Annotated in this window: 12 protein-coding genes; 7 read left to right on the top strand and 5 right to left on the bottom strand. The window is 43.2% G+C overall.

The window, feature by feature from the left end; all coding sequences use genetic code 11:
* Positions 1-62: 62 nt before the first annotated feature.
* Positions 63-2846, bottom strand: coding sequence for a transglycosylase domain-containing protein (locus EKM82_RS06295; RefSeq protein ID WP_225419675.1), 2784 nt, complete (start codon positions 2844-2846; stop codon positions 63-65).
* A 218-nt stretch (positions 2847-3064) separates the two neighbouring features.
* On the opposite strand from EKM82_RS06295, the gene EKM82_RS06290 reads away from it, so the two are divergent.
* Positions 3065-3541, top strand: a complete 477-nt coding sequence (locus EKM82_RS06290) for an ASCH domain-containing protein (protein WP_125767456.1) — start codon at positions 3065-3067, stop codon at positions 3539-3541.
* 699 nt (positions 3542-4240) lie between these two features.
* Here the strand turns inward: EKM82_RS06290 and pepV are convergent.
* On the bottom strand, positions 4241-5650 hold the full coding sequence (pepV, locus tag EKM82_RS06285) for a dipeptidase PepV (RefSeq protein WP_125767455.1): 1410 nt from the start codon (positions 5648-5650) through the stop codon (positions 4241-4243).
* 94 nt (positions 5651-5744) lie between these two features.
* Positions 5745-7127 carry a glycerophosphodiester phosphodiesterase gene (locus tag EKM82_RS06280; RefSeq protein WP_164508143.1) on the bottom strand — a complete coding sequence of 461 codons (1383 nt, stop codon included), beginning with the start codon at positions 7125-7127 and terminating at the stop codon, positions 5745-5747.
* 214 nt (positions 7128-7341) lie between these two features.
* On the opposite strand from EKM82_RS06280, the gene EKM82_RS06275 reads away from it, so the two are divergent.
* The 5 genes from EKM82_RS06275 to EKM82_RS06255 all read left to right on the top strand — a co-directional run bounded on the left by EKM82_RS06275 (position 7342) and on the right by EKM82_RS06255 (position 11493).
* Positions 7342-7656 carry a hypothetical protein gene (locus tag EKM82_RS06275; protein ID WP_125650931.1) on the top strand — a complete coding sequence of 105 codons (315 nt, stop codon included), beginning with the start codon at positions 7342-7344 and terminating at the stop codon, positions 7654-7656.
* A 115-nt stretch (positions 7657-7771) separates the two neighbouring features.
* Positions 7772-9163, top strand: coding sequence for a bifunctional metallophosphatase/5'-nucleotidase (locus EKM82_RS06270; protein ID WP_125767453.1), 1392 nt, complete (start codon positions 7772-7774; stop codon positions 9161-9163).
* Position 9164: 1 nt separating this feature from the next.
* Positions 9165-10061, top strand: coding sequence for a YutD-like domain-containing protein (locus tag EKM82_RS11795; protein WP_225419674.1), 897 nt, complete (start codon positions 9165-9167; stop codon positions 10059-10061).
* A 24-nt stretch (positions 10062-10085) separates the two neighbouring features.
* Complete coding sequence (locus EKM82_RS06260) at positions 10086-10865, top strand: TIGR01457 family HAD-type hydrolase (RefSeq protein ID WP_125767452.1); 780 nt, start codon at positions 10086-10088, stop codon at positions 10863-10865.
* 1 nt (position 10866) lies between these two features.
* Positions 10867-11493 (top strand): TIGR01906 family membrane protein, encoded by a 627-nt coding sequence (locus EKM82_RS06255; protein ID WP_125767451.1) that lies wholly within the window; start codon positions 10867-10869, stop codon positions 11491-11493.
* A gap of 179 nt (positions 11494-11672) precedes the next feature.
* Here the strand turns inward: EKM82_RS06255 and EKM82_RS06250 are convergent, their stop codons facing one another.
* On the bottom strand, positions 11673-12191 hold the full coding sequence (locus EKM82_RS06250) for a phosphatidylglycerophosphatase A family protein (protein WP_125767450.1): 519 nt from the start codon (positions 12189-12191) through the stop codon (positions 11673-11675).
* Between the two features lie 18 nt (positions 12192-12209).
* Positions 12210-13193: an NAD(P)/FAD-dependent oxidoreductase gene (locus EKM82_RS06245; protein WP_125767449.1), complete on the bottom strand. Its 984-nt coding sequence runs from the start codon at positions 13191-13193 to the stop codon at positions 12210-12212.
* A 245-nt stretch (positions 13194-13438) separates the two neighbouring features.
* On the opposite strand from EKM82_RS06245, the gene EKM82_RS06240 reads away from it, so the two are divergent.
* On the top strand, positions 13439-13804 hold the full coding sequence (locus EKM82_RS06240) for a CvfD/Ygs/GSP13 family RNA-binding post-transcriptional regulator (protein ID WP_125767448.1): 366 nt from the start codon (positions 13439-13441) through the stop codon (positions 13802-13804).
* Positions 13805-14064: the final 260 nt, after the last annotated feature.

Genomic DNA, 14064 nt, shown 5'->3' with positions numbered 1-14064 from the left:
TGTAAAAAAGCTTCAGCCAGCAATCATTTGATTGCGACTGAAGCTTTTTTGTTTGACCTTGGTTAATTTGTGGCTGCTTGATTATTAGTGGTTTGATCAGTGGTGTTGCCAGTGCCAGTATTGCCTTGATCAGTAGTCGTATCGGTGGTGTTGCCTGTATTTTCGTTACCTTGATTCGTGGTATCTTCAGTGCCAGTATCAGGATTACTACCAGTGCCACCAGTCGTCGTATTACTATCCGTAGCATTATTCGCACTGTCGGTATTTTGACCACTGGAATTATTAACATCCTTATTAGTGGTCGCTTCGCTGGTTGTGTTGTTATTATCGCTAGTGGTATCAGTCGTTGTTGTGGTTCGTTTGATGACATCACCATTGTCGTCGACATTTTGGACCACACCGTAGTCATTGCTCTTACCTTGATAATGATCCCAGAATAGTTTGTAATTCTCTTCAGTACCACCAATGGCGAAATTAGCCGAAGCTTTAGCTGGGGTGGCGCCATCATTAAACCAGGCGTTAGTTTTAGCGCCAGTTAAATTGATCTTGCTACTGCCATAAGTGATGCTACCAGCTTCAGTACCAGTACTAGCTAGCACTTGATGCTGTTCAGCGCCAGTCGGTTTCGCCGGTGTTTGTTCCAACTTGAAAAGATCAGGTTGGGTCTGGTATAAGGCATTGGCCATTTTCGCCCAGTAACTCATATTGGTATTACTGGAGGCACTGGTTAAGTTGTGGGAGTTACCATAGAAGTTATCGTAACCCATCCAAGTAGCTAAAGTAACGCCGGGAGTGGAACCAACAAACCAAATATCGCGGTAATCATTTGAGGTCCCAGTTTTACCATAAACATTGCTGGTATTGAAATTCAATTGCCAAGCAAGTTGCGTCCCAGTACCAGTGGAAATGACGCTCTTCATCATTTGTTGCATGATGTAGGCCGTTGATTTACTGAAAACTTTGGTCTTTTTAGTCTTATGCCGGTAAATCACGCTGCCATTGGGGGCGGTGATTTTGGCAATGACATAAGGATTAACATGGTTGCCACCATTGGCGAAAGTTGTAAAGGCACTGGCATTTTGCTCGACGCTAATCCCTTTATCAGTCCCACCAAGGGCAATCCCTAATTGTGAGTACTCATTGCTAGTTAAGTTAATACCCATTTTGCTCATGTAAGTGCTGACGTCAACCTTGGTTTCATTCTTCAAATGATTGTAAAGGTTAACTGCTGGCAAATTATAGGACCAAGCCAGGGCTTCAGTTGCTGGCACAAACCGGTTTTCAATCGACTTGTTATAGTCGGTTGGTTTGTAACCGTTGAAGTTATGGGCAAAGTCAGCAATCATCGTCTGACTATTGATCACCTTGTTTTCCACAGCAGGTCCATAGGCAATCAGTGGTTTGATCGAAGAACCAGGCGAACGTTGGGTGTCAAAGGCGTGATTGATTTGATTATCGTTGAAATCACGACCACCAACGAACGCTAAGACCGCACCAGTTTCGTTATCTAACAAGACACTACCTGTTTGAGCTTTTTCAGTAATGGTGACATTCTTATTGAGATTATCATCGAAAGCCGTTTCGGTGTAATCTTCGCCGAAAGTTGTGCCTTGAGTTGCCGTGACGTCTTGTAATTCATCATATAATTTCTTGTTGATCGTGCTGTCAATTCGATAACCTTTTTGTTTCAGTAATTCATCAGCTTGATCATAATACTGGGCATAAAGTTTGGCATCTTTCTTAACTGTCGCCACTTTACGGCCGTTTTGTTCGATCAATTGGTCAATTAAAATACTACGGGCTTGCGTTAACAACAAGTTATACATATAGCCTTCAGTTGTGGAACTGCTAGCCGTCGTTGGCGCCTGAAATTGCGCCCGCAAATCAACTTTCTTGGCTTCGTTATACTGCTTCTTGGTAATGTCGCCGTGGCGATACATCCGGAAGAGGACCACATCTTTACGTTTCATGCTGTAAGTCAAATCTTTTTTGACAGTACCATCTTGTTGATAAGGGGTATAAATCGAAGGGCTTTGGGGCAGGCCAGCAATAAAAGCCGCCTGAGGCAAAGTTAAATTCTTAGCAGTGGTGCCGAACAATCCTTGGGCTGCCGTTTCAACCCCAGCAATGTTTTGACCAGCATTATTGCGGCCTAACGTTGCCACGTTCAGATAAGATTCAATAATTTGTTGCTTCGAAAAGTATTTGTCGATTCGTAATGCCAACATGACTTCAGTGGCCTTACGACGCCAGGTTGTTTCTGAAGATAATAATTGCATTTTAACTAATTGCTGCGTTAAAGTAGAGCCACCAGTTTGGGCGCCCATGCCCGTTACATCAGATAATACGGCCCGGATCAGCGACTTGGGCACCACGCCACGATGCTCATAAAAGTCATCGTCTTCCGTGGCAATCACGGCTTTGATCAAGTAGGGTGACATATCATCGTAAGAAGTTTTCGTCCGAATTAAGTCACTTTTAACATCGGCCAACTTGACCTTCTGAGCAAAATAAAGACTGGAAGATTGATTGACGTTTTCAATTTGTCGTTTCATGCTGGCATAAGATGGAATTGATTCGTGGCTCATAATGCCACCGAAATAACCCAATAGTAAGCCGAATGCTAAAGCGCCAACAACTAGTAACGCTGAGAAGATATAAATAAACAAGGAACGAATGGTTTGGATAAACACATTGACTTTAAATTGCCATGTGGTTTTCGTTTGAGCTTGCCCGCGGTTACGCGTTAGTCGACGACCAAGGTTCTGGAAGAAGGTTGCCAGTCGTTGGCCCAACTGTTGCAAGTTTTTCAGAAATGCTTGCCACCAATTTTGAGGCTTATTCAAGAGGAGCGCCACCTTTTTTAATAGTTACTCTTTGAAATTATATAACATTTTTACTGTTAAATGGTTAGAAACCGATAAACTGTCATTAGAATGTCATCTTTCAATTGGCATCGTGGCCAGAAAATCAAGGGGATTTTAATTGCCCGTCTAGTCGAGCCACGGTTTGGATTGTCTTTTTTGACAGAATCTATTAAACTGATTGATGAGGAGTGATCGTCATGGTTCATTTATCTGCGGCTGAATATTGGCGCCGTTTTCAAGAAAAAAATCCCGAATTAAGTGATCAGTTTCAAGCCTGGTCATTTGGTAATAGTCCTAAACAGGCCGATGAACTGCTGGCTTTAGTTTTGGCTGGCAAAAAAGTCGGCACGGCTTCATTATATCAATTGTATCGCTGGACCAATGAGCCGCTACCTAAAGTTGGCGATTACAGTATCATTCTTGACGGTGGTCAACAGCCCCGTTGTATTATCCAAACAACGAAAATCGATGTGGTCCCGTTTGCTGATGTGACCGCCCAACATGCGGCGGCTGAAGGTGAGGGTGATCTCAGCCTTGATTATTGGCGGGAAGTGCACTGGCAATTCTTCAGCCACGAATCCGCGGCGGCACGTTATCAATTTAACGAACATGATCTGGTCGTCTGTGAGTTGTTCAAAGTGGTTCCCGGATCAGTTGAACTGGCACAGAATTGATGCCACTCAAACTGATTTCGAACAGAATTGAGGACAACTCCGTTCCGGCCGGTTGGTTGTGGAAAGTTGCGACTGCTTGGTGGTACTTTTGTTGATACCTTAGAATGTTAATAAAGAATAGTACCAAGACTACCCCAATTTGGGCGGTGGTCGCTGGGCGATTTAGAAGGCGTGGAACGCTGTGGCCATCGATTTGAACCAATTACAAACCAAATTGTTTCAAATTCGAGGCTTATTCTAAGCGATAAATCGCTAAGAATAATTTCACAGCTGACGCCAATCGCCCAGCAACCACCGGATGAAACTAACAAAACTGATTACCACTATTTGAAAAAACAGATTGAAATAAACTAATAAAGCCCGTTTGACAAGTTTTCTGGATTTAAAACCAGAGGAATGTCAAACGGGCTTTTTCGCTACTACTCTTTAGTTAAAATAACAATAGTTGATTCAGTTCCACTAGAAGTGTCTTAAGCACTAACAATGATGAAATGCACTAACTCAATTCCAGACGAAATGGAGGGCGTGGTTGTCAGCCGCCAAATTTGTCTTGCCGCTTCAGCGGTTAGACAAAGGCTCGTATTGATGACAATTTGAAAAATTGGCATCAATCGATGCCGGCAGCGTTCCACAACCAGCAAGCCCGGAATGCAGTCAGAACCAATTCTGTCTCATCATATTTATCGGTTTTTGCAGAATTTATTTAGTCAATTCATACAGCGCTTCAGCATAAATGGCAGTGGCTTTCAGAATATCGGCAACTGGCATATATTCATTAGCTTGATGCATGACATTAGGTTGGCCTGGGAATTGGGCACCGAAGGCTACACCGCGTTTAAGAAGCCGACCGTAAGTCCCACCGCCGATAATTTGTTCTTGACCTTTCAGGCCAGTTTGACGTTCGTAAACAGCCAACAAAGTTTGAACCAGCGGATCGTTGGCGGGTACGTAATGAGGTGTTTGAGCATGACCGAAAATTTCGCTAGCAATATTGTCACCGAACTTAGCCATGGTCGTGTTAATTTGTTGATTGATTGTTTCCGCGGTGGTGCCTTGAGGATAGCGAATGTTAATGATGACGCTGTTATTCTCACCAGCTTGATAGTTGAAAATATCAGGACTAGCTGTCAAGTCACCCATTAATTGATCCTGGTAAGCAACGCCTAATTTGTGACCACGTGAGTCCAGTTGCATTACTTGAGCAATTGCGCGGACGTATTGCTGACCAGCCTCATCTAATGGTAATTGATTCAAGAAAGTTGCCAAATAAGTGCCAGCATTAACACCAGCATCAGGTTCCAAAGCATGAGCGCCTTTACCAGTTAAGGAAAGAATTAGTCCACGATCTTCTAATTGCGCGTCGCCGATCAGTTCGTTTTCCGCAGCAAAATCAGTGAATTGTGCGCTTAAATCATCCAAATCATGACCAACTAGCACTGCTTGGGCATTTTGAGGCACCATATTTTCACGAATGCCGCTGTCGAAACTGCGTAATTGTAAAGCCCCAGTGATTGCTGGTCCAGCCTTAAAAGTGACCTTAAATGAAGCAATCCCTTTTTCACCATTAATAATCGGAAATTCAGCATCAGGTGAAAAACCAAAGTCAGGTGTCGGTTCAACAGCTAAATAACGATTGATGCCATACCATTCACTTTCTTCATCAGTGCCAAGAATATAATGAATTTTTTTATTAACGGGCAAATTCAAATCTTTAAGAATTTTCAGGGCGTAATAAGCAGCCAGTGCTGGTCCTTTGTCATCAGCGCTGCCCCGGGCGTAAAGTTTGCCGTCTTTAATGACTGGCTTAAAAGGATCGGTTTGCCAGCCATCACCAGCAGGAACCACATCTAAATGACCAAAGACGCCTAATGTTTCTGGACCATCACCATATTCAATGCGGCCAGCCACGTTTTCAACATTTTTCGTGGTAAAACCATCACGTTCAGCTAAATCTAACATGGTTGTTAGGGCTTCAGCGGGACCAGGTCCTAGCGGAAATTCCTTAGTCGCATGCTCAGTATCACGAACACTAGGAATCGTTAAAATCATTTCTAAATCACGGAATAAATCATTTTGGTATTTCTTGGCTTCATTTAACCAATCAATCATTTGGATAACCTCTTTTCAAATATTTGTTTGCGGAAATAACTGCTTCGGTGGTTGGTTATATTATAGCGGATAACCAACCAATCGGGCTACCATTTCACCACAAATTCGTTTGCCAAATCATTGGTTGCGGTAAAGCAGTTGGTTTGAAATTAGCGGCGGTGGTGGTTGACTTTAACCAAGGGTGAAACCAAGTCTGTAAATTAGGTAATGCGGCGCGATGTTTCTGAGAAATAGCCAGATATTGTTGCCAGGGACTAGTTTGTTCGCGGAAATCAACTAAAACTTGTTTCGCATTGATCCAGTGTCCGGCGACTTGGAACCAAGTAGCTAGACCATTGATTTGCACTGCTTGAATTTGGTAAGTTTGCTGAGGATTGAGGGACTGATTAATGGGCCGCGGCGCCAGTGGTCGGTCATAAAGCTGGGTGTGTTCGCGACTCTGATTAATTGGTTTGACAGTTAAACCTAAGTAAGGCAAAGCTGTTGCCAAATCAGTCACACGATTAAAACCAGCCGCGGGAATAAAGCGATTAGCGCCAATTTGATAAAATGGCTCGCCGTGTTTAATGATTAAGTTGCTCACTTCGAAAGGATGCAATGGTTGCACTTGCTGGCGAACTAAATCAAGATTATAAGGATTTTCGTAACTAGTTTCAGATGTGAGACTAACAAGCACGCCGGGAAAATCGACTGCCTTAATATCAGCGGCTGCTTTCTGTTCACGATATTCATTACCAGTTTGCGGATAGTTGGTTACCACGCCATCAATTGGCAAATTCACTAACCAATTCCATTGTTTCGCATTTTCGCTCATCTCGTCCCAAACGTAAACCTGTTGATTCAAATCGTGCAATTGTTTGATTAACGTTTCATTGACTAAATTGGAAGAAATGTTAACCCCAGTCGTCGTTTGAAAAACTTCGAAATTTAAACGTTGCAGTGAGCCGGCGATGAAAATACGCGGCGCTTGTGGTAATTCGACTTTAAGATTTTGCAGGCTAGCCAGTGAAAAAGAATGAAACATGACCCGATTTTCCATTTGGTATTTGGTGACACTGGCTTTAATTAAGGCTTCCATATTTTGAGGATTGCCTTTTTTGGTTTTTTTAGTCTCAATTAGGAATTTGGTATTGGGTCGATTTTGATAATAGGCGAATAACTCGTCTAAAGAATGCATCGGTTCGCCATTGGCTTGGGTGAAAGTTTTGATTTCGGCCCAAGGTGTTTGCGAAACGATGGCATTGTGACCAGTGACTCGTTCCAAATTGCGATCGTGGGAGATGACGAGGACATTATCTTGGGAGACATGTAAATCTAATTCTACATAATCAGCGCCACTTTTAAAGGCTGAGTTAAAACTGGCAAAAGTTTCTTCCGGTTCGCGCAAAGGGTCGCCACGGTGACCAACAACAGTGAAGGCGCTGGTCAGTAACCAGAGCCCAGAAATAAACAGTAAGAGCGATAATTTTCGTATCAAAAAAGTAACCAACTTTCTAACTTAGATTCTAACCTGGCGTGCAAGCTAATCAGGCTTTTTTTGGCTGAAAACTTGCTTTGGCGGTTTAGGCTGCGTCGCCTAGGTGTCACTTGCCTTGCTGCAGCCGTCAACATTAGTGATCATGACGAGTAGAACTGATGACCAACACAACTAAAAAACATGTTACACTATATAAGAGTTTGGAGGAATTCCAATGGCAGAAAAATATCAAAATCTTGATTTAATTGAACAAATTACGCGCAATGATGGTTCCAAGTATTATGAAATTGCCAATATTTTCATGAATGGTCGGGCTGAATTAGCTGTTGTTCGCGGCTTTCTGAAAGAAGTGCGGATTTTACAGTTGAATATTCCTCATTCAACGGCCGTTAATACGTATGAAACTTATATTAATGATCATTATCAAATGCCGGCTGAGGATTTTACGGAGTGGGTCGAGTGGCAGAAACCCGCAGGTAAAATCGCTGATGCAGTTAAAGAAATTTTGCGGGCTAATCACATTGGCTAAAATTTAAGCCAATTAGGGTTGCCAAGTACATCAGTCTATTATAACCGTGATTGCCAGCCAACCCAAATGTGACTTAGCTGGCTTGACTTTTAAGTGACGAGGTTAAAGAATTATCATGGAACGAATAATATTACTGCATACAAATGATTTTCATTCGCATTTAGAGAACTGGCCCCGTTTACGGCGCTATGTTTTAGCACAGCAGGCGGAAGCGCGGGCGACTGGCAGTCAGCCGCTGACTTTTGATTTAGGGGATGCCATGGATCGGGTACATCCGTTAACTGAAGCGACAAACGGTCAATTTAATGTTGAACTTTTGAATCAGCTTCATTATGATGGTGTCACGATTGGCAATAATGAAGGTATTGGCAATGCCAAGGACCAACTTTTAAAATTATACCAACAGGCCAATTTTCCTGTGATTCTAGGTAATTTGTATGACCCTGATACGAAACAACTGGCTAGTTTCGCCCAACCTTGGTTGATTATCACCACTGAACAAGGCACGCGGATTGGCATTCTCGGTTTAACAGCAGCCTTTCCCGCGACTTACCAACCATTGGGCTGGCAAATCAAGCGCGCGACTGATGTGTTGCCAGCTCTTATGGACCAGTTAAGCCCACAAGTTGATTTTGTCGTGTTGTTATCACATTTAGGCCTACCAGTTGATCGCTTTTTAGCACAAAAGTTTCCTGAAATTGCGATTATAATTGGTTCCCATACCCATCACTTGTTGCCAACTGGTGAGCGACAAGGCACGACTTTGTTGGCAGCGGCAGGTAAGTTTGGCCAGTACATTGGTAAAATTTCGTTGACAATCGATTCGCAACATCATTTACAAACGGCCACGGCAACAGTCCAAGCCACGGCGGAACTGCCGGTTTTGGCCAATGATGCTGCGGAAATTGCCGGTTATCAGCAACGTGGGGTGGCTTTATTGAGTCAGCAACATTTGGCCCAACTGCCTCAAGCATTGACGTCAGATCCTCATGCGCCCAATGCCGCCATTAAAGTTTGTTTGGCGGCAATTCAACAGGCGGCCCAGGCTGACTGTGCGATCTTGAATAGTGGCTTATTTCTGAGTGATTTGCCCCAAGGGGTGGTGACCGCAAACGACCTTCATCAACAATTGCCCCATCCCATGCACGTGATTGCGGTGAAGTTAACGGGCGCCGACTTGTGGCGGTTAGCGATGGAAATTGAAAAGAATCGTCATTTCGTGCAACATTTTCCGCTGAAAGGCATGAGCTTTCGCGGTAAAATATATGGTGAGCTGGTTTTGCGAGATTGGCGGATCGATCCAGTCAATCGGCAAGTTTGGGTGCAGCAGCAACTGATTCAGCCGGAACAAACGTATACTTTGGCGACGGTCGATAATTTTATGTTCATTCCGTTCTTCCCAACAGTCGCTATCAAAGGGCAAGTTGAATTTCTCATGCCCGACTTTTTACGCAATATCTTTGGCCATTATTTACAACAACATTATCCCTTGTCAAAGGAGTCTTAATTTGAATTCAGAAATAGCTAGTGTGGGTCCAGTAGCACCAGTGATTTATCCACACATTTACAATGTTAAACATGATGACGATCCCGATTATCGGGGTGCGGCAGTGAAACAAGTGGCCGTTGATAAAATTATGGTGAATAACCATGCTTATCAACTGGTTTATGATTATCGTGCTGGTTTTGATCCTGAACGTTTCGGCCAACGGTTTGAAACAATTCTCAATAAATATGATTATATTGTTGGTGATTGGGGCTTTGAACAGTTGCGGCTGCGTGGCTTCTATCAAAGCCAGAATCGCACAGCTAATCGTGATCAGATTATTACCACGTTGGAAGACTATATCAACGATTTTTGTAATTTCGGTTGTGCGTTCTTTGTGTTGCAACGCGAAGGTGGCCCAGCAAAGCCGACGAATAAGCATACCAATGCGGAACAGTCACGACCTAATCACGAGAAGAATCATCGTAATCGCCGCAATAAAAATAGCAATAACAACACCAACAATAGCAATAAAAACAATAGTAATAACAGTAATAATAATAACAGTCAGCATCATGGCAACAAAGCCACGACGACAGCCAAGCAGCCAGTTAAGCCAAATGTGAAAACCGCCAATCAATCGACGAAACCAGCAACAACCGGCAAAACGGCGACTAAGCCAACGACGTCGAAGCAAGCAACGCCTAAATCAACACCGGCGAAATCTAATCGACGCAATAGTCGGCGTCGCAAGGTGGCAACAACCAATAAACAGGCTGATCAAGCAACGGTTCACTCACCTAAAAGTAATCAGTCAGCAACAGCTCGTCATTCCTCACCGGCGTCAGCTGCAAAACCAGCAACAACTAAGCAAGCTAAGGCCCATCCGTTTCGGATTCGCCATGTGAACAATCAGTAATTTAATTAAGTGGGGGACAAGTAATTGAAACATTATAATGGTTATTTAATTGATTTAGATGGCACAATTTATCGTGGCAGTGAACGAATTCCAGCAGCAAAACGGTTCGTAGAGCGATTGCAAAAAAAGGGGATTCCCTTTTTATTTTTAACAAACAACACCACCAAAACACCAGCAGCTGTCGTTAAAAACTTGGCCGACAATCATGATATTCATGTGCAGCCCGAGCAAGTTTATACGCCATCTTTGGCAACGGTCAGTTATTTGAAAGCCAAGAATAACGGCAGCGTTCAGGGCAAGACTGTCTATGTAATTGGTGAAATTGGCCTATTATCGGCGCTTCTTGGTGCGGGGATGCGCCTGGCGGAAACTAATCCTGATTATGTAGTGGTTGGTTTGGATTATGACGTGACCTATCACAAATTTGAAATCGCCACGTTAGCCGTTCGGGCCGGGTCAACATTTATTGGCACCAACGCTGATAAGAATTTACCTAATGAGCGGGGCTTAGTGCCTGGTGCCGGTTCAGTTATTTCTTTAGTGGAGCATGCAACTCAGCAACAAGCCATTTATATTGGTAAACCGGAGCCGATTATTGTGCAGGCGGCCTTGAGTGTTTTGAATACAACCGCTGAACAGACGGTCATGGTTGGTGACAACTATGATACGGATATTCGGGCTGGCATCAATGCCCATGTGGACACATTGCTGGTCTACACCGGGGTCAGCAAGAAAGAAGTCGTCGCTAAAGAAGCAGTTCAACCAACTCACGAAATTGATTCGCTTGACGACTGGGAGCTCTAAAATGAAAAAAAACAGTTTAGCCGTCCTTAATTGGGTGGCTTTAATTTTCGCTTGTATTAGTTTCACCGCGATTGCCACGATTCTTTTAACATTAATCATGTATCCACTGGAAATTAAAGGTCAGCATTTAACCAGTTATGGTTTGAGTGCGACGAAGTTGAATGCAAATTATCAGCAGTTAATGGCTTACTTGAATTTCCCTTGGGTGGGTAAATTAGTGATGAGTGATTTTCCCACGTCTGCCAGTGGCGCCGCTCATTTTGCTGATGTTAAACGGTTGTTTCTACTTGCTTGGGCCTTATTGATCGTTACCGTTCCTTGGGCGCTAGCTTTTCTCGGAAAACTGCGGCAACGACGGCAATTAGATCTTTTGAAATATCCGGCTGAAGTTGGGGCACTTTTGCCAGTAGCAATTGCCTTGATTGCCAGCTTGAATTTTGATCAATTTTTTGTGACCTTTCATCATTTATTTTTCCGAAATAGTAATTGGCTGTTTGATCCCAACACTGACCCCATTATTTTAGTGTTACCAGAATCATTTTTTAGTCACTGCTTTATTTTAGCCTTCGTTATATTTGAAGCTTTAATGATTACCGGAATCATACGCGCCCGCCGCTCTTGGCGTTAAGCAAATCTATGCAGCTACTGCAGTAAAAAGTAGCTTTACTTGGTCTAAAATTTTAGGCGTGGTTCACGTTTATTTCTTTGATGATGAACAAATATAAAAAGCAGCCCCAACAATCAAGTTAGGATGATTGTTGGGGCTGCTTTTTCAATTCTGATGATGGCATGCGCGATTGCTTGGCTTTATTGATCTTGGTAAATAGCTTCGTCATCTTCTAATTCGGGATGAGCGTGGGCCAACCGACTAGCAGCTGCTGCAGCTGTGGCACCAACGAGATCATCTAAGAAAGTGTGAATGATCCCAGGTTCATGGGCATTTAGTTTTGCCAGAACACCAGGCTTAACTTTATCAATGTAGCCGTAATTAGTGAAACCAATTGAGCCGTAGACGTTAACAATACTTAAGGCCATGATTTCGTCGACACCATACAGGCCTTCATCATCAGCGACGATTGTCTGCAACGGTTCAGTGAGACCACCTTTTTCGGCCAGCATGTCTAATTGAATGCCGGTCATGATCGCATTTTGAACCTCACGTTTTTGCAGAACAATTTCGACATTTTTGGCTGCTTCAGCGCGAGTTAAGCCATGAATGTAATCACGTTGGAGGAAAATCACCAAGTCGGCAATGTCATCAATGGTAACGCCACGCTTGTTTAGTAAACCAACTACGTGTTGATATAACATTTCATGTTTTTCCATGATGAACAACTCCTATCTCTAATTGAATAAGCTGGTACTGTGTAACGGTTGAATCTTTTCGGGGTAGATTGTTTGCAGCGCAGTGGTGACGGCAATGGGCGCCTCAGCATAACCGACGGCAATTAAATCAAGCTTCCCAGGATAAGTGACGGCATCACCCACGGCATAAATGCGGGGCCGATTTGTTTCCATCTTAGTGTTGACTTTAATTTTAGTTCCCGCCAAATCAAGCTGCCATTGGCGTAGCAAGCGACTATCCGCAACAAAACCATAATTAATCAACAATTTATCAACGGTTAAGGTTTGGTGTGTTTCCGTCTTCACCTTTTTAAGATCAACCTCTAATTGATCGGCGCTAGTTGTAACTTGATTCAGTAAGTAGGGCGTCATAATATTGACGGTTGAATTTTGTAATTTCTCGACGCTAGATTCAAGACCGCGGAATTGATCGCGCCGGTGAATAATCGTGACGGATTTGGCAACATTTTCTAAGGCTAAGGCCCAATCAACGGCCGAATCGCCACCGCCGGCAACCATCACATCCTGATCAGCAAAATCAGCGAGGTTCTTAACGAAGTACGTGATTTGGCCGCTAGTTTCTAGTGCTGGGTCATAAACGTTATTTAATTTTCGTGGTGCAAAGGAGCCGGTACCAATCGCGATAATCACCGCTTTGGTTTGCAGATCACCGTGATTAGTCGCAACGACTAAACTACCATCAGGTTGTTCAATGATATTGTTGACGGTCGTATTTAATTTGATATCGGGTTTAAAAAGATTGAGTTGGGTCAACTGTTGTTGAATCAGTTGTTTGGCTTTTATTTTTGGAATACCACCAACATCATAAATCTCTTTCTCTGGAAAAAGAGCGTTGGCTTGGCCGCCCACTTGCGGTAAACTTTCGATAATTGCCACGTCGGCGTTGCGCATACTGGCAAAATAGGCAGTGAATAATCCTACGGGGCCACCGCCGACAATTAGTAGATCATAAGTATGGGTCAAGGTGTGGTCACACTTTCTATTAAGAATTTGCGAAAACTGGTAATATTGACAGCTTGCAAAACAACTTTAGCACAATTTAATGTTAAAATGAAAGACAAAGTGAGCGTTAAAGTGAATGTTAAGGTGAGTCGCACGAGTAGTAATCGTGTGGCTTGGCTGTGAAACGTGGGAATGGCTATCAGTGGCTGAAGTCTGTGGTTAATGATAGTCTTAAATAAAATGATAGTGTAACGAGGTGAGCGCAAATGACATATCGCATCGGTGATATTTTGATTGGACAAGTCACGGGAATTCAACCTTATGGGGTTTTTGTTTTACTTGGCGGGGAAACTCAGGGACTGGTCCATATTTCTGAGTGTACCCATAGTTATGTGACAGATTTACATGAAATTGTTCGCTTAGGTGATCGCATTCGGGTGGTGGTTCTGGATATCGACGAGTATTCGCAGAAGATTAGTTTGTCGATTCGAGCTTTGCAACCTGATCCCTATGTTGGCCCTTACCGTCGCAAGACCCATTTCTGGACGAATCATCGGACTGATACTGGTTTTCAGCCGATTGCCGACGTTCAAGAACAGTGGCTGGCGGCGGCATTGCGAGATTTCCCTTAGAAATTAATAAGTAATTTTTACTTTTTTTCAATTTCTTATTGACGAACTGAGTCTGAGTTGATAAGATAGTTTGTGTTGCAAAACGAGCTGATAACTTGCTTATCACGTTGAAAAATGTTTTGAAAAAAGTTGTTGACATTGATTAAGCGCTTTGATATGATAGTTAAGTTGCTGTTGCAACAATGGTAGATCTTTGAAAACTGAACAAAGTTTCGAAAATGTGCAGGGCTCATAACAATTTCGGTTGTTGTGATCAAGTA

The organism is Lapidilactobacillus wuchangensis (assembly GCF_003946645.1).
Classification (GTDB): Bacteria; Bacillota; Bacilli; order Lactobacillales; family Lactobacillaceae; genus Lapidilactobacillus; species Lapidilactobacillus wuchangensis.
Note: the sequence above shows the minus strand (reverse complement) of the source record. Positions and strands in the feature narration are given on the sequence as shown.